We start from the raw sequence: 21,891 nt of genomic DNA, 5'->3' as shown, positions 1-21,891 counted from the left end.
CGGATCGGGTACAGACGGCCGGCAACGTCAAGGGAAGGACGAGTCGACATGAGCCAGGCACCCGTGGACGGCACCGAGGGCACGGAGACCGTGGAGACGCGCGGCGACGACCGCGTGGATCTGCTCCGCGCCGACACCAACAACGACGGGAAGACCGACGTGTGGGTGGTCGACACCGACGGCGACGGCAAGGCCGACCTGTTCCAGTTCGACACCGACGGTGACGGCAAGGTGGACATCACCATGGTCGACATCGACGAGGACGGCACCCCGGACGAGGTGGTCGACGGTGACGGCGGGCTGCCGCCCGAGCAGCACACCCCGACCGTCCAGGTGTGAGCCCGGCCGGGGAGCCCCGGCCGGCCGGTCAGCCCGCGAGCCGCAGGGTGGCCAGGTAGTACGGGGCGTCCCGGTCGTCCACGTCGGCCAGTTCCCACGGCGAGCCGTGGACCAGCTCCGCGAGTTCGGTGGCGGAGCAGACGAGGTAGTCGAACCAGTCGGTGCCCAGCTCCCGGTAGCGCAGCCGCAGCCGGAGCTGGCCGCCGAGCCGGCCGCGCCGCCGGTTGCGCTCGTGGTAGCCGGTGTGCAGCGGGTCGGTGGTGCCGTACGGGTCGGTGCCGTGCGCGATGACCTGCGCCCCGGGTCGGGCCATGGCGGCCAGCGCGGCGAGGAGGACGGGGGCCCGCTCCCGCCCCTCGATCAGGCCGAGGTTGTTGCCGAGCAGCAGGAACGTGTCGTACCGGCGGCCGTCGGCGACGTGTGCGTCGACGGTGCCGGGGACGAGGTCGCGTACGCCCCGGTGCCGGCAGACCCGCAGCGCGCCGAGCGAGGTGTCCAGCCCGGTCACCGGTACGCCCCGCTCCTGGAGCGCCAGCGCGATCCGGCCGCCCCCGGTGCCGATGTCCAGCGTCGCGCCCCGGGCCCGGTCCACGGCCCGGTGGTCGTACGGCTGCCAGTGCTCGGGGCCGTCCAGGTAGTGGGCGGCGGGGGCGCCGTTGACCAGTCCGTCGTCCCGCTCGATGATCTCGATGACCGGGCGGGGCAGCCGTCCGCCCGCCAGTGGCCGGGGGCCGATCCCGGTGTGCACCGCGTACGCGTCGCGCAGCATCTCGCCGAACACGTCGCCGATCCTGGGTTCTGCGGTCACGCCGCCCACGCTAACCGCCGGGGTGCGGGCTGTCGCGGTCGTATCCTGGGCCTCGTGACCGAGTTGGACCGCCTGGCGGCGGAGAAGTACGTCCTGCTGACGACGTTCCGCAAGGACGGCCGGGCCGTGTCGACGCCGGTCTGGGCGGTGCGGGACGGTGACGCGCTCGCGGTGTGGACGGCGGCCGACTCCGGCAAGGTGAAGCGGATCCGGCGCGACGGCGCGGTGACCCTGGCCCCGTGCGACGTGCGCGGCCGGCCGCGCGGCTCGGCGGTGCCGGGGCACGCGGTGCTCTGCGGCCCGGAGGAGAGCCGCCGGGTGCGTGACCTGATCAAGCGGAAGTACCGGCTGATCGGCCGGCTGAGCCTGCTCGGCAGCCGGCTGCGCCGGGGCGAGGCGGGCACGATCGGGATCCGGGTCAGCGTCCAGGAGTGAGGGCGCGGGGCCCCGGACACGGCTCAGGGGCGGTGGATCGTCGCTGTCGCGACGTCCGCCCGCCCCTGAGACCGGAAAGCTGTCGTGCGGTGCCGGTCGGTCAGTCTCCCTGGCGTTGCTGGGGGATCTGCCCCTGAAGCAGGGCCCGAACCTCCGACTCGCGGTACCGACGGTGGCCACCCAGAGTCCGGATCGCGCTGAGCTTCCCCGCCTTGGCCCACCGGGTCACCGTCTTCGGGTCGACACGGAACATCGACGCCACCTCGGCCGGTGTGAGTAGCGGCTCTGGTTCGTGCGTTCGCGATGCCATCGGTCACTCCTCCACATGTATAGACATCGGCCGGGGTCCCGCCGGCCGACGCGTCTCCCATGGTCCGGCTAGTCCCCGATGTCCGACATGGGCCGAACGGCCGAAGGTCCCTAGACGGACGGATGAACCATGCCCGATTTATCTGACTTTTACACGTCAGAAAGTACCTTATTCGGACTCATGATCACGGTTCGTGATGCGCCGACTACGAGGACGGCTCGCCTCCGTGGGCGATTCGTGCTCAGTTGCACCGCTCCAGCAGCTGGACCGCACGCCAGCGGGCCACCAGCCGGTCGTACGCCGCCGACGCCTCCTCGGCCTCGCCCCGGGAGAGCCCGGCCAGCCCGGTGGCGACCAGCTCCGTCGAGTCGTCCGCGGTGAGTGTCTCGTCGGAGAGGAGCTGCACCAGCCCGCCGTAGTCCAGTTCCACCACCGAGCGCGGGTGGAACTCCTCCAGCCAGCGGGCGGCCTCCTCGACCGCCTCGGTGATCGGGGCCTCGCCGACCGACTTGCGCAGCACCGACAGGGCCCGCGACGACCGGCGGCGGGCCTTCGAGATCTCGGTGCGGTAGCGCAGCGCCCGCCGGCCCGGGTGGGTGACCAGATCCCGCTCCGACGGCTCGAAGAGCACGAACCAGCGCAGCGGCACGCCCCAGGTGGCCGTCTGCTCGTGCAGCCGGGGCACGCCGTGCTCCAGCACCCGGGCCCCGCTGCGCCAGTCGTCCACCACCGCCTTGGCCTGACCGGCCAGCACCGGCGGCACGAACGCGTCGGCGATCACCGAGGGGACGCCGTCGCGGGCGCTCAGCGCCGCCTCGGCGACCCGGATCCGCAGGTTCCACGGGCAGACCAGCAGCGTGTCGTCGGCCTCCAGCACGTACGCCTCGTCCGGCAGGTCGGGCAGCCGGGTCCAGCCCGCGCCGAGCGCCTCGATCACCGAGGTGCGCTGCCGTCCGGGACCCTCCAGCGGCGCCACCGCGCGCCCCTCCCGCACGTAGCGCCGCCAGTACGCCTGGCGGTCCCGGTCGAAGGCGGTCAGCGGCTCGTACACGCGCAGGTAAGAAGCGAAGAGCGACGGCACGGCGCGATCCTCCCACGAATCCGGGCCCGACCGCCGTCGGCGCCCGGGCCCGGGCGTGACGTGGACGACAGTCCGGCGACGACCGATATTAGGCTCAGCAGCACCGGCAGCATCCCGCCGGTGCGCCACCAGGTCCGCGTCCCACAAGGACGCACACCGACACAGGAGTCAGCCATGGGCGTATTCGCCAGCACCGACGACCCGGGATCGACCGGACACGAACAGGTCGTCTTCTGCCAGGACAAGCAGACCGGCCTCAAGGCCATCATCGGCATCTACTCGACCGCGCTGGGCCCCGCGCTCGGCGGCACCCGGTTCTACCCGTACGCCAGCGAGGAGGCCGCGCTGGCCGACGTGCTCGACCTGTCCCGGGGCATGGCGTACAAGAACGCGCTGGCCGGCCTGGACCTGGGCGGCGGCAAGGCGGTCATCTGGGGTGACCCGGAGCAGATCAAGAGCGAGGCGCTGCTGCGCGCGTACGGCCGCTTCGTCGAGTCGCTGGCCGGCCGCTACTACACCGCCTGCGACGTCGGCACCTACGTCGCCGACATGGACGTGATCGCCCGGGAGACGCGCTACGTCACCGGCCGCAGCGTGGAGCACGGCGGCGCCGGCGACTCCTCGATCCTCACCGCCTGGGGCGTGTTCCAGGGCATGCGGGCCGCCGCCGAGCACGTCTGGGGCGCGCCGACGCTGGCCGGCAAGCGGGTCGGCGTGGCCGGCCTGGGCAAGGTCGGCAAGTACCTCACCAAGCACCTGCTCGACGACGGCGCCGAGGTCGTGGCGACCGACGTCAACCCGAAGGCCCTGGAGTGGGCCCGCACCACCCACCCGCAGGTCGAGCTGGTCGACGACGCCTCGGCGCTGGTCGCCGCCGACATCGACGTGTACGCCCCGTGCGCGCTGGGCGGCGCCCTGAACGACGACACCGTGCCGGCGCTGCGCGCCAAGGTGGTCGCCGGGGCGGCGAACAACCAGCTCGCCCACTCGGGCATCGAGAAGCTGCTGGCCGACCGGGGCATCCTCTACGCCCCCGACTACGTGGTGAACGCCGGCGGTGTGATCCAGGTCGCGGACGAGATCGAGGGCTTCAACTTCGACCGGGCCAAGCTGCGGGCCACGAAGATCTACGACACCACCCGGGAGATCCTCCGCCTCGCCGACGACGAGGGCGTGCCGCCGGCGGTGGCGGCCGACCGGCTCGCCGAGCGCCGGATGGCCGATGTGGGCCGGTTGCGCACGATCCACCTGCGCTGAGGACGCCGTCCCGGGGTGCGGAGCCGTCCGCATCCCGGGACACCCCGCGGGTACGATGGATTCGGCCGGTTCGTGGCCTTCTGCCCGGTGTCACGACCGGTTACCGCCGTCGCTCCTTACCGGGTACACTCGGTGACGTCCGGATGACTGCGACGCGCAGGGCCGGCAGACGGTAACCCGAGGTGCCGAACGGTGGCATCCCCATGTACCGTAAGAGCCACGAGAGATGCCTGACGTCATCGGGGCCCGCCTTCGGGCTGCCCCGCATTCTGTGCGAGGGGGTCGAGCCATGGGGCGCGGCCGTGCTAAGGCCAAGCAGACGAAGGTGGCCCGGGAGTTGAAGTACCACTCCCCGAACACCGACCTCACCGCCTTGCAGCGCGAACTGGCGGGTGCTGGTAAGTCTGAGCACAACTTCGACGACGACTACAAAGAGTATGTCGACGACGATGATGAGGATCACGCGGACGACGACCCGGACACCTGGGTTCCTCCGACCCGCTGACCTCCGGTCACATCTGAGCACGCGGCGCCTCCCGCGTGCTCACGCATGTGCCATCCCCAGCGGTGACACGACCGACGATCGGGGACCCCGCCGTGCCGGTTGATCCGGCTGGCCGACAGGGTCCCTGATCTCGGCGTGTCCGGCGCTTCAGCGCGGCCGGTTGTTCCAGTTGTAGAAGGTCGGGATGTTCTCGAAGTGGTTCCAGGCGCAGACCGCGCCGGAGCCCTCCGGGCCCGACACCTCCGCCCGTGACCGCCGCGCGGCCTCGGCCTCCCGGAGCAGGGCGGTCAACCCGGTGGCCGCCTGACGCACCCGGTCGACGACCGGATCCGGGACGCCACCCCCGACGCGCTCAGGCCGCCGGTGACTCGTGGTCTCGGGCATGCTCCAACACTCCCTCCAGTAGGCGGATCTTGCTGTTGCGGCAGTGCTCGGTCTCCGTACCGTCGAACCGGCCCTGCTCGAAGTAGCGGTTGGCCGCGTGGCCGCCGCCGCAGAAGCCGAAGTACGCACACGACGACCGGCACGCCTCGACCCCGGCCAGGAACTCGCCGACCCACGGGGTGTCCGCCGCGCCGGCCAGGATCTCGCCCAGCGGGGTGACCAGGACGTTGCCGCTGCTGAAGTCGCCGTACCGGGGATCGGAGAAACCGGCCAGCTCCGGGGAGAGCACCACCACCGAACCGTCGTGACCGACCGTCGGGATCGGGTCCAGCTGCCGGGGCAGCAGGTCGTCGGCGGTGCCGTCGAGCACCGCCGCGGCGTACCGCAGCGACCACTCCACCTCGCGCAGGTGGATCCTCGGCGCCCGACGCCAGGCCGCCACCAGCTCGGCCCAGAAGGCGGTCACCGCCGCCACGTCGTGCGCGTTGCCCCGGGTGTTGACCCCCTCGGTCTCCTCGATGTTGACGCCGAGCACGTCGCACCCGAGGTCGAGGAAGTAGTCGTACAGCTCGGTGGCGAGCCCCGGGCCGGGCCGGCCGACCACCGCCAACGCCGAGAAGGGCAGGCCGTGCCGGCGCAGCGCCTCGACGCCGCGCACGATCCGGTCGTACGCCGGCGCCCCGCCCCGGGTCACCCGGTCGCCGTTGCGCTCCCGGGGCCCGTCCACGCTCACGCTGACCCGCACCCCGTGCTCGACGAAGAACGCGCACCAGGCGTCGTCGATCAGCGTGGCGTTGGTCTGGACGTGGTGCTCCACCCCCGACCCGAACGGGGCCATCAGCGCGGCCAGGTGCTCCCGCCCGGCGGCCAGCGGCTCCCCGCCGTGCCACACCACCGAGAACCGCCCCGACGCCGCCCACGCCTCGACCGAGGCGGCCACCGCCTCCGCCACCGCCACCGGCATCCGCCGGTCCGCCGCGCGGAACGGCAGGTAGCAGTAGGCGCAGTCCAGGTTGCAGAGCGTCGTCGGCTGCATCACCACGTACGAGGGGACGGCCGCGATGCCGCGCATCCCCGTCACCGGCTGTGCCCGAGCAGCCATCGGCCCTCCTCCCCCGTGCCTGAAGTGCCCTTCAGGCTAGGCGGCGATGGCTACTCGGGTGAAGCCCTGATCAGGTGCTCGGATGATCAGCGGAGCGTGATCATCCCCGAGTGTGCTGGCCGATCATCTGCACGTTGCCGGTGCCCTCGATGATCTCGCCGGCCTGCCAGGCGTCCACGCCACGGCCGGCCAGGGTGGCCAGCGCGCGGTCGGCGTCCTCCGCCGAGACGATCGCGAACATGCCGACGCCCATGTTGAAGGTCGACTCCATCTCCGGGTCCTCGATCCGCCCCTTGGACTGGATCAGGTCGAAGATCGGCTGCGGCTTCCAGGTGGAGCGGTTGACCACCGCGTCGACGTGCTCCGGCAGGATCCGCACCAGGTTGCCCGGGATGCCACCGCCGGTGACGTGGGCGATGGACCGCACCTCCGCCTCGGCGATCAGCTTGAGGCAGTCCTGCGCGTAGATCTTGGTCGGGGTGAGCAGCTCCTCGCCGAGGGTGCGCTGCCGGCCGAAGTCCTCGATCACCACGTCCAGCCGCATCCGGCCGGCGCCCAGCAGCACGTGCCGCACCAGCGAGTAGCCGTTGGAGTGCAGGCCGGACGAGCGCATGGCGATCACCACGTCACCGACCTCGACCCGCTCCGGGCTGAGGATCTCGCTCTCCTCCACCACGCCGACACCGGTGGCGGAGATGTCGTACTCGTCGGGGCGCAGCACGCCCGGGTGCTCGGCGGTCTCGCCACCGAGCAGGGCGCAGCCGGCGTACCGGCAGCCGTCGGCGATGCCCGCGCCGATCTCGGCCACCCGGTCCGGGACGACCTCGCCGGTGGCGATGTAGTCCAGCAGGAACAACGGCTCGGCGCCGCAGGCCACCAGGTCGTCGACGACCATCGCGACCAGGTCGATGCCGACCGTGTCGTGGATGTCCATCTGCTGCGCGATCACCAGCTTGGTGCCCACACCGTCGGTGGAGGAGGCCAGGATCGGGTTCTTGTACTTCTTCGTGTCCAGCCGGAACAGGCCGGCGAAGCCGCCCAGGTCGCCCATGACCTCCGGGCGCCGGGTCTGCTTCACCTTGGACTTGAGCAGCTCGACCGCGCGGTCGCCCGCCTCGATCGACACCCCGGCGTCCGCGTACGAGACCGAGCGTCTGCGCGTCGTACGGCCGGTGCCGGCCGTCCAGGGCTGGCGGTCGTCGCCGGCGCCGGTCGGGCTGCTTGCTGCGCCGCTGCGCTCGGACACGTGCGTCACGGTTCTCCCCTTTGTGGTTCTCGGCGTCGTACCGGGGGTGCCCCGCGGACGCCGGGTGGTGCTACGGGCGGTGGACGGTCGCGCCGCCCGGAGTGGCGACGAGCGGTGTGGCGGTGTGCTCCGGGGTGTCCGGCGCCTCCTGGGCGACCCGACGTCCCACTCCTTCGAGCACGTGCTTGCCGATCAGGTTCCCGGCCGGCAGCTCGATCGGATACTCCCCGTCGAAGCAGGCGCGGCAGAGCCGGGTCTTGGGCTGCTCGGTCGCGGCGATGAGACCGGGGAGCGATACGTAGCCGAGGGTGTCCGCGCCGATCGAGCGCCGGATGCCCTCGTTGTCCAACCCGTTGGCCAGCAACTCGGCCCGGGTGGCGAAATCGATGCCGTAGAAACACGGCCAGGTGACCGGCGGGGAGGAGATCCGCACGTGCACCTCCAGCGCGCCCGCCTCACGCAGCATCCGCACGATGGCCCGCTGGGTGTTGCCGCGCACGATCGAGTCGTCGACCACCACCAGCCGCTTGCCCCGGACGTTCTGCCGCAGCGGGTTGAGCTTCAGCCGGATGCCGAGCTGGCGCAGCGTCTGCGAGGGCTGGATGAAGGTCCGCCCGACGTACGGGTTCTTCATCAGGCCCGCGCCGTACGTGATGCCGGACGCCTCGGCGTAGCCGATCGCGGCCGGGGTGCCCGACTCCGGCACCGGGATCACCAGGTCGGCCTCGACCGGGTGCTCCTTGGCCAGTTGACGGCCGATCTGCACCCGGGCGGCGTGCACGTTGCGCCCGGCGATGGTGGCGTCCGGGCGGGCGATGTACACGTACTCGAAGAGGCAGCCCTTCGGCTCCGGCACGGCGAACCGGGTGGACCGCAGGCCGTCCTCGTCGATCGCGATCAACTCGCCCGGCTCGACCTCGCGGACCACGCTCGCGCCCACGATGTCCAGCGCGGCGGTCTCGCTGGCGACCACCCAGCCGCGCTCCAGCCGGCCGAGCACCAGCGGCCGCACCCCGTGCGGGTCACGGGCCGCGTAGAGCGTCGACTCGTCCATGAAGACGAAGCTGAACGCGCCCTTGAGCTGCGGCAGCACCTCCAGCGCGGCACCCTCCACCGACAGGTCGGGGCGGCTGGCCAGCAGCATGGTCACCAGCGAGGTGTCGTTGGTGGCGCCGTCGGCGACCAGCCCCCGCTCGGCCACCTCCTTCTCCAGCGCGGCGGTGTTGACCAGGTTGCCGTTGTGGGCCAGGGCGATGGTCGTGCCGGAGCTGGTGGACCGGATGGTCGGCTGGGCGTTCTCCCAGTTCGACGCGCCGGTGGTCGAGTAACGGGTGTGGCCGATCGCGAGGTGGCCGCGCAGGCTCGCCAGCGTGGGCTCGTCGAACACCTGGGCCACCAGGCCCAGGTCCTTGTAGACCACCACCCCGGAGCCGTCGCTCACCGCGATGCCGGCGGCCTCCTGGCCCCGGTGCTGGAGCGCGTAGAGACCGAAGTAGGTCAGGTTGGCGACCTCTTCACCGGGCGCCCAGACACCGAAGACGCCACACGCGTCCTGGGGGCCGGGTCGTTGGGGATCAAGGTCGTGGCTCAGCCGGCCGTCGCCTCGGGGCACCTGCCGCTCCCTCATGCTGGTCTGGACTGGCCTGGGGTGTGTCGACCACGCCACCGGCCGGGACCACTGTCGTCGCCTGACAGTGTACGCGAATCGAAGTCGATACAGATAGTCACGATTTGCCTCCAGACCGTCACGAGGCCACGCCGGTCGTCGCAGCTAGAGGGGCAGATGGGCGGAGAGATCCGCCCGGTTTCCACTCACCTGTACGCGACCGTCGGTGACCGCGTCGGCCCAGGAGAGCCGTCCGGTGGCCAGCGCCAACCAGGTCGGCGGATCCATCTCCACCACGTTCGGCGGGGTGCCGCGGGTGTGTCGGGGACCCGGAAGACACTGAACTGCACCGTAAGGTGGGACACGCACCTCCACCGATCGGCCGGGGGCGCGATCCGCCAAGGCGGCCAACAAGGCACGGACCGCCTCCCGGTACACCGGCCGTTCGGGGACACGCCCCTCGTCGAGCGCCGTCAGCGCCGCCGCGACCGCGGCGGACTTAATGTGCGGAGAGGACACGACGGGACGATACGACTCGATGCCGCCGGCGTCGACGCTGGCCCTGGGTCGCGCCGATCCGGTCAGACAAGGCATAGTTGCCGACGGCGTATTCGTACCGTGATGATCCCTGGTTCAAACCCGGCCGGGGAAGTCAGACCGGAAGGCGGTGGACGTGTCAACACACCGACGTGCCTGGAGCCAGCGGGCCGGTGTGGTCGTAGCGCTGGTTACCGGCGCCCTGCTCACCGTCCCCGCCACACCGGCCCTCGCCGCGAACGTCAACGTCTCGCCCAGCTCGGTGACGATCAACGCCGGTAGCGACACCACCGTCAGCGTGACGATCACCCCCAGCATCGAGGACAAGAGCGCACAGGTCGGCGTCACCGGGCTGCCCTCGGGGGTGAGCTGCAACGGCTGCGGGACGGTCAACTTCAACGGCCCGCCCGGCACCCCGAAGCGGGTCCTGCTGACCCTCAGGGCGAACGACAATGCGCCGGACGGCAACAACTCCGCCACCGTGCAGGTCCAACCCGACCAGTCGGACCCGGCCACCGCGCCACTCTCCGTGACCGTCAAGGCCAAGGCGGCCCCCACCACCAGGCCGCCGGAGACCCAGACCGTCAAGTCGATCTCCGGCAAGGTCGTCGTGGCCGCCAACGGCGACGCCGTCCCCAACGCCGTGGTGATGCTGCGCGACTCCCAGGGTCACCAGTACCAGACCACCAGCGACGGCAGCGGCAACTGGCGGTTCACCGGCTCCTCCTCGCAGCCCATCGCCCCCGGCCGGATCGACCTGGGCGCCAGCAAGGGCACCGACGCGGTCAACACCAAGGTGATCAACGCGAGCGCCGGGCAGAGCCTGACCGGCCAGCGGATCACCCTGCCGATCAAGGTCGAGGTCTCCCCGAGCGCCACCCCGTCGACCTCCGTCGAGGCGGTGCCGACCGAGGAGGTGACCGAGGACGCCACCGACACCAGCGCCGAGGCCACCCCGGCTCAGCCCCAGGCCGCCTCGAACGACGACGGCGGCGGGATGGGCTCGTTCCTGGTCATTCTGCTCGGCGGCCTGCTCGTGGCGGCCGGCGTCGGCACGATCGTGCTGCTCTGGATGCGTCGCAAGAACGCCGACGACGAGGACGGCGACGGCGCCGCCCCGGTCGGGGCGGCGGCGGGCGCGGCCGCGGGCGCCCGGGGCGGGCTGCGCGGGGCCGACGACCAGACCCGCGTGGTCAACCGGGTCGGCGCCGGGCCGGACCCGACGATGGTCGGCGGCACCTCGCTGAGCGACGCGCCGACGATGATGCACCGCCCGATCGTCGACGACGTCCCGCCGGACCCGTACGGGGCTCCGCCGCAGCCGTACGGCGCGGGCGCCGCAGCGGGCGGCTGGGCCGGCAGCGGCTACGGCGACGAGCCCGCCCAGGGCGGGTACGGCCAGCCGGGCGGCTACGGCAACGCGCCGTCCTCCGGTGGCGGCTACGGCAGCGCCCCCGCCTCCGGCGCCGGCGCCGGCGCCGGCGCCGGCTACGGCAACGCCCCCGCCTCGGGCGGCGGTTACGGCACCGAGCCCGGTTACGGCGCCGCCGGCGCCGCTGCCGGCGGCTACGGCAACGCGCCCGCCTCCGGCGCCGGCTACGGCAACGCCCCGGCCGCTGGCGGCTACGGCAACGACTACGGCGCCCCGGCTGGCGGTCCCGGCTACGCCGGGCCGGAGCAGGGCGGCGGCTACGGCGAGCGGTACGACGAGCCGACCGGCCGCTACACCGGCGAGTCCACCGGCAACTACACCCCGCCGGCCGACCCGTACCCGACCAGCACCTACCAGCCGGAGCAGAGCTACGCCCAGCCCGAGCCGGGCTACGGTCAGGAGCCGACCGGCGGCTACCGGGGCGGCAACGGGTACGGCGCGCCGGGCGGCGGCTACGACGCCGGCCCGCAACAGGGCTACGACAACGGGTACGACCAGCGCGGCGGGTACGACCAGCAGGGCGGCTACCCCGGCCAGGCCGGGTACGACCAGCAGGGCGGCTACCCCGGCCACCAGGGCGGGTACGACCAGCAGCAGGCCGGGTACGACCAGCAGCCCCCGCAGCAGCGTGGCGGCGGGTACGACGCGGCCGGGTACGACCAGCAGCAGGGCGGCGGCTACTACGGCGACCAGGCCCCCGCGGGCCGGGCCCGGCCGGACGTGCCCCCGGCGCAGGACCGGGGCGGTCGCCGCCTCGACTGGCTGGACGACTGACCCGAGGACACACCGTCGAAGGGCCGCCCGGGATCCGGGCGGCCCTTCGTACGTCTCGGGGTACGGCGGGTCAGGCGGCGGAGAAGACGCCCTGGCGCAGCAGCGGGACCACCTCGGAGGCGTCCACCTGCACGGCAACCTCCACGTCGGCGGCGAAGCCACCCTCGATCAGCTCCCGGCCGGAGACACAGCCACGGACCGCTGCGGGGACGTCCGGGGTGCTGGCCAGCGCGGCGAGCGCCATCGCCGCCTCCACCGAGAGCCCGCCCGGCACCCCGGAGAGGGCGTCGAGCACGCTGGCCGCGCCGAGCTGGTCCTCCACCGAGGGGCGGAGCGTGCCGTCGGGCCACCGTTCACCGGAGGCGACCACCCCCACCGGGGCGTCCTTCGAGCCGTACCCGTGGCGGCGCAGCCATCGCCCGACGGCGCGGGCGTTGCGCAGGCAGGCGGCGACCACCGGCAGGCCGGTGGCGCTCGCGGCGGCGCTGATGGCCGACCCGTTCGGGGACGGCAGCACCAGATCGGCGACGACCGGCGCGGTGGCCAGCGCCGCCGGGGAGAGCGACCACGGGTGTTCCGGGGTCATCTGCCGGCGGCCCACCGCGGCGACCGCGCCGACCCGCCGGGCGTAGTCGGCGGCCTGCTCACCCCAGGGGAACGGGTGCACCCGCATGCCCCGACCGACCGCGACCTCCACGGCGGTGGTGAACGAGAGCACGTCCACCACCACCAGCGCCGCGCAGACGCGGCCCAGCTCCGCCGCCCCGCTCAGGCCCCAGTCGAACCGGGCGCCCGAGCCGGGCTGGGCGTAGACGGCCGCGGCCAACGCCTCAGCGCTTATCGGGCGCGGCGGACTGCTCGTCGTCACCGGAGCCGGTCTGCGCCGCCGGAGCGTCGGGAGCCGTGGCATCGGCGCTGGCCTCCGTGGTCGACTCCGGTCCGGCAGCCGGCTCACCCGGGTCGGCGGCCTCGGCCACCGGCTCGGCCTCGGCCACCGGCTCGGCCTCCACCACCGGTACGCCCTCGGCGGCCGGCACCACCGCGACCTCCTCGGCCGCCGGAGCGTCGGCGGCCTCGGCCGGTCCGTCGGTCGGCACGTCCACCGGCTGCGCGGCGGTCGCCGGGGCCACGGTGGTGGTGCCGGTACGGGTCGCCTCGACCTCGACCTGCGCCGCCTCAGGGCCACCGAAGAGCTTCGGCAGGGTCGCGGTGTGCGCCTCGCGCAGCTCGTCCAGGCCGAGCCGGAACTGGCCGTGCACCTCCAGCGCGCCGCCGGCCGGATCGGTGACACCGATCAGCTCCCACGGCACACCCCGCTCGGCGCAGAGCGCGGTGAACGCCTTCTCGTGCCCACGCGGCACCGAGACCAGCACCCGGCCGGCGGACTCGCTGAACAGGAAGACGAACGGCAGGGACCCGTCGGCGAACCGCTCGGGCACCGCGATCCGGGCGCCGACCCCGCGCCGCAGGCAGGACTCGACCAGGCTCTGGGCGAGACCACCGTCGGAGAGGTCGTGCGCGGAGCTGAGGTGACCCACCCGGGCCGCCTCCGCCATCAGCTCGGCGAGCTGCCGCTCGCGGCCCAGGTCGACCTGCGGCGGCATGCCGCCCAGGTGCTCGTGGGTCACCCAGGCCCACTCCGAGCCGGAGAGCTCCACGTGCGTGTCGCCGAGCAGGAAGAGCTGGTCGTGGTCGCCGCCGGCACGCGGGACGAAGCCCATCGGCACCCGGTCGGCCACGTCGTCCAGCACGCCCAGCACGCCGACCACCGGGGTCGGGTGGATCGGGGCGGCACCGGTCTGGTTGTAGAAGCTGACGTTGCCGCCGGTCACCGGGATGCCCAGCTCCAGGCAGCCGTCCGCCAGGCCGCGCACGGCCTCGGCGAACTGCCACATCACGCCCGGGTCCTCGGGGGAGCCGAAGTTGAGGCAGTTCGTCACGGCGATCGGCTTCGCGCCGGTCACCGCCACGTTCCGGTACGCCTCGGCGAGCGCCAGCTTCGTGCCGTTGTACGGGTCGAGGCGGGCGTACCGGCCGTTGCCGTCGACGGAGAGGGCGACCCCGAGGCCGGTCCGCTCGTCGATCCGGATCACGCCGGAGTCCTCCGGCTGGGCGAGCACGGTGTTGCCCAGCACGTACCGGTCGTACTGCTCGGTGACCCAGGTCTTGTCGGCCAGGTTCGGCGACGCGATCATCCGGAGCACGGTCTCCCGCAGCGCCTCCGGGTCGGTCGGCCGGGGCAGCGTCTCGGCCCGGTCGGCCTGGAGCAGGATCAGGTCGGCCGGCTCGCGCATCGGGCGGGCGTAGACCGGACCGTCGTCCACCAGCGAGCCCGGCGGGACGTCGACCACGAGCTGGTCGTGCCAGGTGACCACCAGCCGGCCCGGCTGGCCGTCCGGCGAGGGCGCGGTGACCTCACCGATCGCGGTGGCCCAGACGCCCCACTTCTCGGCGGTCTTGAGCACCGCCTCCAGCTTGTCCGGCGAGACGACCAGCAGCATCCGCTCCTGGGACTCGCTGGCCAGGATCTCGTGCGGCTCCATCGAGGGCTCGCGCAGCGGCACCCGCTCCAGCCACACCCGCATGCCGGTGCCGGCCGACGCGGCGGTCTCGGTGAGCGCGCAGGTCAGGCCGGCGCCGCCGAGGTCCTGGATGCCGACGACCAGCTCGGCGTCGTACAGCTCCAGGCAGGCCTCGATCAGCAGCTTCTCCATGAACGGGTCGCCGACCTGCACCGACGGGCGGCGCTGCTCGCTGCCCTCGTCGAAGGTGGCGCTGGCCAGCACCGACACGCCGCCGATGCCGTCCCGCCCGGTCCGGGCACCCATCAGCACCACGATGTTGCCGGGGCCGGTGGCGTCCTTCTTCTGCAGCCGGTCCACCGGCAGCACACCGAGGCAGAGCGCGTTGACCAGCGGGTTGCCCTGGTAGCAGGGGTCGAAGACGACCTCGCCGCCGATGTTCGGCAGGCCCAGGCAGTTGCCGTACCCGCCGACGCCGGCGACGACGCCGGGCAGCACCCGGGCGGTGTCCGGGTGGTCGGCCGCGCCGAAGCGCAGCGGGTCCATCACCGCGACCGGGCGGGCGCCCATGGCGAGGATGTCCCGGACGATGCCGCCGACGCCGGTCGCCGCGCCCTGGTACGGCTCGACGAAGCTCGGGTGGTTGTGCGACTCGACCTTGAAGGTCACCGCCAGCTCGTCGGAGACCCGGACCACGCCGGCGTTCTCGCCGATGCCGGCCAGCAGCCGGTCGCTCGGCGGGGCCTTCTCGCCGAACTGGCGCAGGTGCACCTTGCTCGACTTGTAGGAGCAGTGCTCGCTCCACATGATCGAGTACATGGCCAGCTCGGCCTGGGTCGGGCGCCGGCCGAGGATGTGCCGGATCCGGTCGTACTCGTCGTCACGGAGGCCCAGCTCGGCGTACGGCTGAAGTTCCTCCGGGGTGCCCGCGGCGCGCGGCACGGTGTCCACGCCGGCGACCCACTCGGCGGCGGGCGCCGGGGCGGCCGGACGGCCCGCGTCGACCGGGCTGCCCTGCGGCGCCACGGCGGCCGCACGCGGCTCCGTCGGGACGGCCGGGAAGGTACCCGGGGTCTCCCGCACGGCCGGGTCCGGATGGGTGGTCATGACCTCTCCTCGCTGCGCTCGTGGCCGCCCGCCGGGCGGTGGAGCCGACCGATGATCCTGCCGCGCACGGTCACGCCGGCGTCCCCACCAGGTGCTTGAGCACCGAGGTGAAGAAGCCGAGGCCGTCCAGCGAGGGGCCGGTGAGTGCTTCCACCGCGTGCTCGGGGTGGGGCATGATGCCGACCACGTTGCCGGCGGGGTTGGTGATCGCGGCGATGTCGCGCTGCGATCCGTTGGGGTTGCCGCCGACGTAGCGGGCGACGACGCGCCCCTCGCCCTCCAGCTCGTCCAGGGTCGCGGTGTCGGCGACGTAGCAACCCTCACCGTTCTTGACCGGGATGAGGATCTCCTGGCCCTCCTGGAACGCGTTGGTCCAGGCGGTGCCGACCGACTCCACCCGCAGGACCTGGTCCCGGTTGCGGAAGTGCAGGTGCTGGTTGCGGGTGAGCGCGCCGGGGAGCAGGTGGGCCTCGCAGAGGATCTGGAAGCCGTTGCAGATGCCGAGCACCGGCAGGCCGCCCCGGGAGGCGTCCACGATCTTCTCCATCACCGGGGCGAACCGGGCGATGGCGCCGCAGCGCAGGTAGTCGCCGTAGGAGAAGCCACCGGGCAGGACGACGGCGTCCACCCCGTGCAGCTCCGCGTCGCCGTGCCAGAGCCGGACCGGCTCCGCGCCGGCGATCCGTACGGCCCGGGCGGCGTCCCCGTCGTCCAGCGAGCCGGGGAAGGTCACCACACCGACGCGCGCGGTCACGGGTGCGCGTCCACGGTCTCGTCGGCCTCCACCACGCGGACGGTGAAGTCCTCGATGACGGGGTTGGCGAGCAGCTTGTCGGCGATCTCCCGGGCCCGGTCCAGGTCCGGTTCACCGGTGAACTCGATCTCGATCCGCCTGCCGATCCGGACGGAGGCGACGTCACTGACGCCGAGCCGCGGCAGCGCGTTTGCGACGGCCTGGCCCTGAGGATCGAGGATCTCGGGCTTGAGCATGACGTCGACGACGACGCGAGGCACTGGGCACTCCTGACTGTGTACGCAGTTGGGTGCCGGCCCACTACGGGCGAGCGCAGCCAGCGTACCTGGCAGATTCCGCTCCGGACGCACCGGCCGGGGGCAGTTCAGGCAGTGATCGACATAACCGGACGTCCGAGCGGCCGGCTGATGCGCGTTCGTTGCGCCGCTGATGCCGATTCGTTGCCTGTCACTGCGGCGGCACGCTCACCGCACCGCCCTGACCAGGGAAGTCGCCGTTCCGTCACACCCGGCTGACCAGTTCCCGACAAACAGGGACGAGCATGTCGTCGACCAACTGTGTCACATCGGTTAATCTCGATCGCACTCTTGTGAACGGGACTCGCGGGCCCTAGCGTACATCGACAGACGTCCATGTGAGGCGTCCTCGGCGGACCACCCCTCGCCCGCCGACGCTCCGGCTCTCGCCCGGTGACCCCGGGCCACCCCGACAAGGAGTCCCCGACATGCGTCTCCGCCCCCTGCTCGCGGTGCTGACCACCGCCCTCGCCGGCGTCCTCGCCACCGCCTCCGGCGCCACCGCCGCCCCGGCCGGCCCCCAGCCGATCATCGGCGGCAGCACCGTCTCCTCCGCCCCGTGGGCCGCGGCGGTGTTCAGCAACGGCTCGTTCACCTGCTCCGGCAGCGTCATCTCGTCGCAGTGGGTGCTCACCGCCCGGCACTGCATCAACGGCTCGATGTCCGTCCGGATCGGCAGCGTCTACCGCTCGTCGGGCGGGGTGACCCGCACCGTCAGCGCCACCTACAGCCGCTACGACCTGGCCCTGATGCGCCTGTCCAGCCCGGTGAGCACCTCGTACGTGACCCTGGCCACCGCCAACCCGCCGATCAACTCCACCAACACGATCTACGGCTGGGGCCAGACCTGCTACAGCGGCTGCTCGGCCTCCAGCCAGCTCAAGACCGCCTCGGTCCGGGTGACCAGCACCAGCGTCACCGACGCGTACGGCGGCCAGGCGATCCGGAGCACCGAGATCAGCGGCAACGCGTGGCGCGGTGACTCCGGCGGCCCGCAGTTCTACAACGGCCGGCAGGTCGGCGTCGCCTCCACCGCCGACGGCGTGAGCATCCAGAACTACGGCAGTGTCGCGTACAACCGGGCCTGGATCACCTCGGTGGCCGGTGTCTGACGGTTAGCGCCCTGGCGGCGCGGATGGCCGGCCTGGCGCCGGACGTCCGCGCCGCCTCGTTTTGCAGCATCCGATCAGGTGAACACGGCTCACGAATCGGCCGGCCCGCGCCTGACAGCATCGGAACCGTGCTGGTCGTGACGACGGATCAACTGCCCGGCTACGAGATCCGCCAGATCCTCGGCGAAGTGGTGTCCTCGATGGCCAGGACCCGTAACCCCTACCGCGAGGGGGTGAAGAACCTGCGCGGCGGCGCGTACGACCCGATGGCGCCGGACAACCTCACCCGCTGGCGTACCGACTCGGTGGCCCGGCTCGGCGAGGAGGCCCGCCGGCTCGGCGCGAACGCCGTGGTGGGCATGCGCTTCGACAGCCGGGACTGCGGCGAGATGTGGATGGAGATCTGCGCGTACGGCACGGCGGTGATCGTGGCCCCCAAGACCCCCGACGTCATGCCGCCCGACCAGCCCCTGATCGCCGCCGAGACCGCCCACGACCCGGCGATCACCGAGGCCCCCGGCGGCATCGCCGAACCGGCGAGCGCCCCCAACCTCTCCTCCGCCGCCGAAACCCCCACCGGCCCCTGACCCCCACCCACCCGCACCCCCGCCCGCGTTGATCATGAAGTTGTTGCGTCACGCCTCGGCGTGTCGTGGCAACAACTTCATGATCGACGGCGGTGTGGCCGGGATCGACCCCGGGCGGGCGGGCGGTCAGAGGATGGGGGGTGGGGTGTAGGTGGCGGCGTGGGGGTGGGCCTTCACCACGGCGCTGATGCGTCGGGTGACCGCGTCGACCTGGGAGCGCGCGGCGCCGGTGAACGTGGTGGGGTCGGCGACCAAGGTGTCGATCTCGGCCCGGGACAGGCCCAGGCGGGTGTCGGCGGCGAGGCGGTCGAAGAGGTCGTTCTCGGCGGCACCCTTCTCCCGCATGGCCAACGCCACGGCCACCGCGTGCTCCTTGATCACCTCGTGCGCGACCTCACGCCCCACGCCCCGGCGCACCGCCGCGACCAGGATCTTGGTGGTCGCCAGGAACGGCAGGAAGCGCTCCAGCTCCCGGCCGATCACCGCCGGGTACGCCCCGAACTCGTCGAGCACGGTGAGGAAGGTCTGGAACAGCCCGTCGGCGGCGAAGAACGCGTCCGGCAGGGCCACCCGGCGGACCACCGAGCAGGAGACGTCCCCCTCGTTCCACTGGTCGCCGGCCAGCTCGCCGACCATCGACAGGTAACCCCGGATGATCACCGCGAAGCCGTTCACCCGCTCCGACGAGCGGGTGTTCATCTTGTGCGGCATCGCGCTGGAGCCGACCTGGCCGGGCTTGAAGCCCTCGGTGGCCAACTCCTGCCCGACCATCAGCCGGATCGTGGTGGCCAGCGACGACGGCGCGGCGGCCACCTGGGCCAGCGCGGAGAGCACGTCGAAGTCGATCGAGCGCGGGTAGACCTGGCCGACACTGTCCAACACCCGGCTGAACCCGAGGTGTTCGGCCACCCGGCGCTCCAGCTCGGCCACCTTGTCGGCGTCACCGTCGAAGAGGTCGAGCTGGTCGGCGGCGGTACCGACCGGACCCTTGATGCCGCGCAGCGGGTACCGGCCGATCAGCTCCTCCAGCCGCTCGTACGCGATCAGCAGTTCCTCGGCGGCCGACGCGAAGCGCTTGCCCAGCGTGGTCGCCTGCGCGGCGACGTTGTGCGAGCGCCCGGTCATCACCTGGGCGGAGTGCTCGGTGGCGAGCCGCGCCAGCCGGGCCAGCGTGGCGACCACCCGGTCCCGGATCAGCTCCAACGAGGCGCGCACCTGGAGCTGCTCGACGTTCTCGGTGAGGTCCCGGGAGGTCATCCCCTTGTGCACGTGCTCGTGCCCGGCGAGCGCGCTGAACTCCTCGATCCGGGCCTTCACATCGTGCCGGGTGACCCGCTCCCGCTCGGCGATCGAGGCCAGGTCGACGTCGTCGAGCACCCGCTCGTACGCCTCGACCACCCCGTCCGGCACGGTCACGCCGAGGTCGCGCTGGGCCTTCAGCACGGCGAGCCAGAGCCGCCGTTCCATCCGTACCTTCTCCTCCGGTGACCAGAGGGCGACCAGTTCGGGCGAGGCGTACCGGTTGGCGAGCACGTTCGGGATCGTCGTCACGTACCTCAGTCTTTCATGGCCCGGATCTCGTCCCGCCGCTGCGGGCGGCCACGTTTACGCAGTCGTATACTCGCTCGTATGACGACGATGATGCGGGTCAGCCCGGAGACCCGCGAGCAGGTCCTCCGGGTCGCCGCCGAGGACTTCGGCGGGGTGAGCGCCGACGAGGCGGTCAAGCGCCTGCTCGAGGAGCACTGGCGGGTCAAGGCGGTCGCCGCGATGGACCACTACCGCGCCACCGACCCCGAGGGCTGGGCCGAATACCTCGTCGAGACCGAGGAATGGCACGGCGTCGACGCCCCCGTCGGCGACCCGTGGGCCGAGGAGGCGTGAGCCGGATCAAGCCGTGGGAGATCTGGTGGCTCGACTTCGACCCGACCGAGGGTCGCGAGCAGGCCGGTCAACGCCCGGCCCTGGTCGTGTCGTCCCGTTTCCACCTTGATCTGACCGGTGGCGCGCTGGTCAGCGTGCTGCCCCTGACGACCCGGGAACGGCAGGGATGGCTGCACCGGGTGCCGATCGAGGTGCCTGGCCGGCGCACCGGCTGGGTGATCACCGAGCAGGTGCGGACGGTGTCCGCCGGCCGGTTGACCGGCCGCGGGCCGGTGTACCGGTTACGGCCCGAGCAGGTCGCGGAGGTACGCCGAGTGCTCCGCCAGATGCTCGACCTGTGAGTCACCGGTCAGGGCAGCCGGTCAGGGCCGGTCAGGACGGGACGGGTCGCCCGGTCAGCGCGTGCCACAGCCCTCCGCACGCGTCCTCCTCGGTGTCGAAGGTCTGACGTACGTCGTACACCCCGCGCTCGTACGCCCCGATCTCCCACCGCCCGTCGGCGGACCGGCGCAGGAACCAGAAGTCGGGCGGCAGGGGGACGTGCTCGTGCACTCCCGCCAACTCGAAGGCGTCCGGTGAGATACCGGCCTTCATCAGGGCGTTGCGCACCTCGTGCCGGTCCATTCCGTCCTCCCGGTTCTCTCACCTGCGCCCGCGTCGTCCACGCGGCCGGCGGCCACCCCGTCCAGGTGACCGCCGGCCGACGATCCGCCCTCCCAGTGAACCCTGCGATCAGCAGACCTGGACGGTGGGCAGGCCGCCGCCCGCGCCACCCTGCAGCGGTACGGGCAGCGGCACGGCGTCGGTCGGGCACGGCGGCGGGGTGGGCCCGCCCAGGTTCTCCTCGACGATGAAGTGGTGGTCCAGCAGCCACTGCACGGTCAGGTTGTTGCCGGCCTGCGGCACGTACGCGGGGTTGAGCTGGAACTGGGTGCCCATGCCGGGCTGCGCGAACCACGGCGCGATCGGGCCGGAGTCGACGTCGAACGGCTTGAGCACGCAGTAGGTGTGGTAGTTCGCCAGCGGCGCGGGCGGCGTGGTGGCCGGCGGTGTGGGCGGGGTGTTCAGGCTCTGCGGCGCCAGCGAGCGGGAGCCGAACGGGGTGCCCAGCGGGGCCAGGAAGGCGCCGCCGGGGAAGCCGAACCGGTCGAGGCGGTACCCGGGCAGCAGGGTCTGCCGCTGCTTGACCGGCTCGCCGTCCGGGCCGAGGACGAAGCCGTTCTCCGGCGGGAACACCAGCTGGGCCCCGGCCCCGTTCACGGTGTAGTTCCGGATCCACTGCGCCTCGCTCTGCGCGCCGAACCGCTGGTAGCCGGCGAGCAGCGGGCCGACCGGCGACTGCAGCGGCAACGCCTCCGGGCCGAGCAGCCGGTTGTCGTCGTAGAACCTGGTGGTCTGCGGCGCGTTCGGCGGCACGCCGGGGCGGCAGAGCCCCTGGCGAGCCGGCGGCGGCGACCCACCACCGGGCGGCTCCGGCTGACCGGGCCGACCGTCGGGACCGGGCTGGCCGGGCCAGCCCGCCCGGCCGTCGCGTTGGTCACCGTCGCCGGGGCGGCTCCCGCCGTCACCCGTACGCGCGGCGTCGTCGGAGGGACCGGCGGCCGCCTGCGGCACGGTGGACGGGGTGGCGGCCTCCTGCGCCCCGCCGGGAAAGATGGCCAGGGCCGCGCCGGACACGACCGCGAGCAGCCAACGTCTACCTCTCACCACGAACCTCCCGTCGACGGACGACCAGCGCCTTCATCGTCGGGAGATCAGTGGGTGAATGTGAGCGTCAGTGCCCGTTTGCCCCCTAAAGGGGTACGGCTCCCCA

Annotated in this window: 24 protein-coding genes; 9 read left to right on the top strand and 15 right to left on the bottom strand. The window is 72.6% G+C overall.

Translation table 11 applies throughout. The features are described from left to right. Positions 1 to 48: 48 nt before the first annotated feature. Complete coding sequence (locus tag GA0070614_RS16970) at positions 49 to 339, top strand: hypothetical protein (protein WP_088976879.1); 291 nt, start codon at positions 49 to 51, stop codon at positions 337 to 339. A gap of 28 nt (positions 340 to 367) precedes the next feature. Here GA0070614_RS16970 and GA0070614_RS16965 read toward each other — a convergent pair whose 3' ends face one another. Continuing rightward, positions 368 to 1,147, bottom strand: a complete 780-nt coding sequence (locus tag GA0070614_RS16965) for a class I SAM-dependent methyltransferase (protein ID WP_088979476.1) — start codon at positions 1,145 to 1,147, stop codon at positions 368 to 370. Between the two features lie 54 nt (positions 1,148 to 1,201). Here GA0070614_RS16965 and GA0070614_RS16960 point away from each other — a divergent pair, with 54 nt between their 5' ends. Then, positions 1,202 to 1,582 carry a PPOX class F420-dependent oxidoreductase gene (locus GA0070614_RS16960; protein ID WP_088976878.1) on the top strand — a complete coding sequence of 127 codons (381 nt, stop codon included), beginning with the start codon at positions 1,202 to 1,204 and terminating at the stop codon, positions 1,580 to 1,582. Between the two features lie 100 nt (positions 1,583 to 1,682). On the opposite strand, the gene GA0070614_RS16955 is transcribed toward GA0070614_RS16960, so the two are convergent. Next, entirely contained in the window at positions 1,683 to 1,892 is a 210-nt protein-coding gene (locus GA0070614_RS16955; protein WP_007073996.1) for a BldC family transcriptional regulator, read from the bottom strand. 241 nt (positions 1,893 to 2,133) lie between these two features. Then, positions 2,134 to 2,973 (bottom strand): hypothetical protein, encoded by an 840-nt coding sequence (locus GA0070614_RS16950; protein ID WP_088976877.1) that lies wholly within the window; start codon positions 2,971 to 2,973, stop codon positions 2,134 to 2,136. A gap of 174 nt (positions 2,974 to 3,147) precedes the next feature. On the opposite strand from GA0070614_RS16950, the gene GA0070614_RS16945 reads away from it, so the two are divergent. Both GA0070614_RS16945 and GA0070614_RS16940 read left to right on the top strand, forming a co-directional pair. Beyond that, a complete protein-coding gene (locus GA0070614_RS16945) occupies positions 3,148 to 4,230 on the top strand; it encodes a Glu/Leu/Phe/Val family dehydrogenase (protein ID WP_088976876.1) in 1,083 nt (360 codons plus the stop codon). Positions 4,231 to 4,519: 289 nt separating this feature from the next. Beyond that, positions 4,520 to 4,735, top strand: coding sequence for a DUF3073 domain-containing protein (locus GA0070614_RS16940; protein ID WP_088976875.1), 216 nt, complete (start codon positions 4,520 to 4,522; stop codon positions 4,733 to 4,735). Positions 4,736 to 4,882: 147 nt separating this feature from the next. On the opposite strand, the gene amcA is transcribed toward GA0070614_RS16940, so the two are convergent. The 5 genes from amcA to GA0070614_RS16915 all read right to left on the bottom strand — a co-directional run bounded on the left by amcA (position 4,883) and on the right by GA0070614_RS16915 (position 9,592). Then, complete coding sequence (amcA, locus tag GA0070614_RS16935) at positions 4,883 to 5,119, bottom strand: multiple cyclophane-containing RiPP AmcA (RefSeq protein WP_088976874.1); 237 nt, start codon at positions 5,117 to 5,119, stop codon at positions 4,883 to 4,885. Continuing rightward, a complete protein-coding gene (gene amcB, locus GA0070614_RS16930; protein ID WP_331715113.1) occupies positions 5,088 to 6,191 on the bottom strand; it encodes a cyclophane-forming radical SAM peptide maturase AmcB in 1,104 nt (367 codons plus the stop codon). Before amcB ends, amcA begins: the two co-directional genes overlap by 32 nt. Positions 6,192 to 6,321: 130 nt before the next feature. Continuing rightward, a complete protein-coding gene (purM, locus tag GA0070614_RS16925) occupies positions 6,322 to 7,476 on the bottom strand; it encodes a phosphoribosylformylglycinamidine cyclo-ligase (protein ID WP_088976872.1) in 1,155 nt (384 codons plus the stop codon). Positions 7,477 to 7,537: 61 nt separating this feature from the next. Continuing rightward, positions 7,538 to 9,079 carry an amidophosphoribosyltransferase gene (gene purF, locus GA0070614_RS16920; RefSeq protein ID WP_088979475.1) on the bottom strand — a complete coding sequence of 514 codons (1,542 nt, stop codon included), beginning with the start codon at positions 9,077 to 9,079 and terminating at the stop codon, positions 7,538 to 7,540. A gap of 159 nt (positions 9,080 to 9,238) precedes the next feature. Continuing rightward, positions 9,239 to 9,592 (bottom strand): sterol carrier family protein, encoded by a 354-nt coding sequence (locus GA0070614_RS16915; RefSeq protein WP_088976871.1) that lies wholly within the window; start codon positions 9,590 to 9,592, stop codon positions 9,239 to 9,241. A gap of 154 nt (positions 9,593 to 9,746) precedes the next feature. Here GA0070614_RS16915 and GA0070614_RS16910 point away from each other — a divergent pair, with 154 nt between their 5' ends. After that, complete coding sequence (locus tag GA0070614_RS16910) at positions 9,747 to 11,816, top strand: carboxypeptidase-like regulatory domain-containing protein (RefSeq protein ID WP_088979474.1); 2,070 nt, start codon at positions 9,747 to 9,749, stop codon at positions 11,814 to 11,816. A 70-nt stretch (positions 11,817 to 11,886) separates the two neighbouring features. On the opposite strand, the gene GA0070614_RS16905 is transcribed toward GA0070614_RS16910, so the two are convergent. From GA0070614_RS16905 to purS, 4 genes are all read right to left on the bottom strand, one after another. Further along, a complete protein-coding gene (locus tag GA0070614_RS16905) occupies positions 11,887 to 12,642 on the bottom strand; it encodes a 2-phosphosulfolactate phosphatase (RefSeq protein WP_088976870.1) in 756 nt (251 codons plus the stop codon). A 4-nt stretch (positions 12,643 to 12,646) separates the two neighbouring features. Beyond that, on the bottom strand, positions 12,647 to 15,445 hold the full coding sequence (purL, locus tag GA0070614_RS16895) for a phosphoribosylformylglycinamidine synthase subunit PurL (RefSeq protein ID WP_231933308.1): 2,799 nt from the start codon (positions 15,443 to 15,445) through the stop codon (positions 12,647 to 12,649). Between the two features lie 70 nt (positions 15,446 to 15,515). Next, entirely contained in the window at positions 15,516 to 16,199 is a 684-nt protein-coding gene (gene purQ, locus GA0070614_RS16890; RefSeq protein ID WP_088976869.1) for a phosphoribosylformylglycinamidine synthase subunit PurQ, read from the bottom strand. Then, positions 16,196 to 16,459 (bottom strand): phosphoribosylformylglycinamidine synthase subunit PurS, encoded by a 264-nt coding sequence (gene purS, locus GA0070614_RS16885; protein ID WP_088959474.1) that lies wholly within the window; start codon positions 16,457 to 16,459, stop codon positions 16,196 to 16,198. The genes purQ and purS overlap by 4 nt, the downstream gene beginning before the upstream one ends. Positions 16,460 to 16,923: 464 nt before the next feature. On the opposite strand from purS, the gene GA0070614_RS16880 reads away from it, so the two are divergent. Next, positions 16,924 to 17,607: a S1 family peptidase gene (locus tag GA0070614_RS16880; RefSeq protein WP_088976868.1), complete on the top strand. Its 684-nt coding sequence runs from the start codon at positions 16,924 to 16,926 to the stop codon at positions 17,605 to 17,607. A 23-nt stretch (positions 17,608 to 17,630) separates the two neighbouring features. After that, the gene (locus GA0070614_RS16875) at positions 17,631 to 18,194 is read left to right on the top strand and encodes a YbjQ family protein (RefSeq protein ID WP_088976867.1); all 564 of its coding nucleotides are present in this window, start codon (positions 17,631 to 17,633) and stop codon (positions 18,192 to 18,194) included. A 126-nt stretch (positions 18,195 to 18,320) separates the two neighbouring features. On the opposite strand, the gene purB is transcribed toward GA0070614_RS16875, so the two are convergent. After that, on the bottom strand, positions 18,321 to 19,745 hold the full coding sequence (gene purB / locus GA0070614_RS16870; RefSeq protein ID WP_088976866.1) for an adenylosuccinate lyase: 1,425 nt from the start codon (positions 19,743 to 19,745) through the stop codon (positions 18,321 to 18,323). 78 nt (positions 19,746 to 19,823) lie between these two features. Here purB and GA0070614_RS16865 point away from each other — a divergent pair, with 78 nt between their 5' ends. Continuing rightward, complete coding sequence (locus tag GA0070614_RS16865) at positions 19,824 to 20,078, top strand: hypothetical protein (RefSeq protein ID WP_088976865.1); 255 nt, start codon at positions 19,824 to 19,826, stop codon at positions 20,076 to 20,078. Beyond that, complete coding sequence (locus GA0070614_RS16860; RefSeq protein WP_157745019.1) at positions 20,075 to 20,419, top strand: type II toxin-antitoxin system PemK/MazF family toxin; 345 nt, start codon at positions 20,075 to 20,077, stop codon at positions 20,417 to 20,419. Before GA0070614_RS16865 ends, GA0070614_RS16860 begins: the two co-directional genes overlap by 4 nt. Positions 20,420 to 20,450: 31 nt before the next feature. Here GA0070614_RS16860 and GA0070614_RS16855 read toward each other — a convergent pair whose 3' ends face one another. Both GA0070614_RS16855 and GA0070614_RS16850 read right to left on the bottom strand, forming a co-directional pair. After that, positions 20,451 to 20,702, bottom strand: a complete 252-nt coding sequence (locus GA0070614_RS16855) for a hypothetical protein (protein WP_088976863.1) — start codon at positions 20,700 to 20,702, stop codon at positions 20,451 to 20,453. Positions 20,703 to 20,810: 108 nt separating this feature from the next. Then, positions 20,811 to 21,785: a TNT domain-containing protein gene (locus GA0070614_RS16850; protein WP_157745018.1), complete on the bottom strand. Its 975-nt coding sequence runs from the start codon at positions 21,783 to 21,785 to the stop codon at positions 20,811 to 20,813. Positions 21,786 to 21,891: the final 106 nt, after the last annotated feature.

The sequence above is a fragment of the Micromonospora coxensis genome (assembly GCF_900090295.1).
GTDB classification, from domain to species: domain Bacteria; phylum Actinomycetota; class Actinomycetes; order Mycobacteriales; family Micromonosporaceae; genus Micromonospora; species Micromonospora coxensis.
Note: the sequence above shows the minus strand (reverse complement) of the source record. Positions and strands in the feature narration are given on the sequence as shown.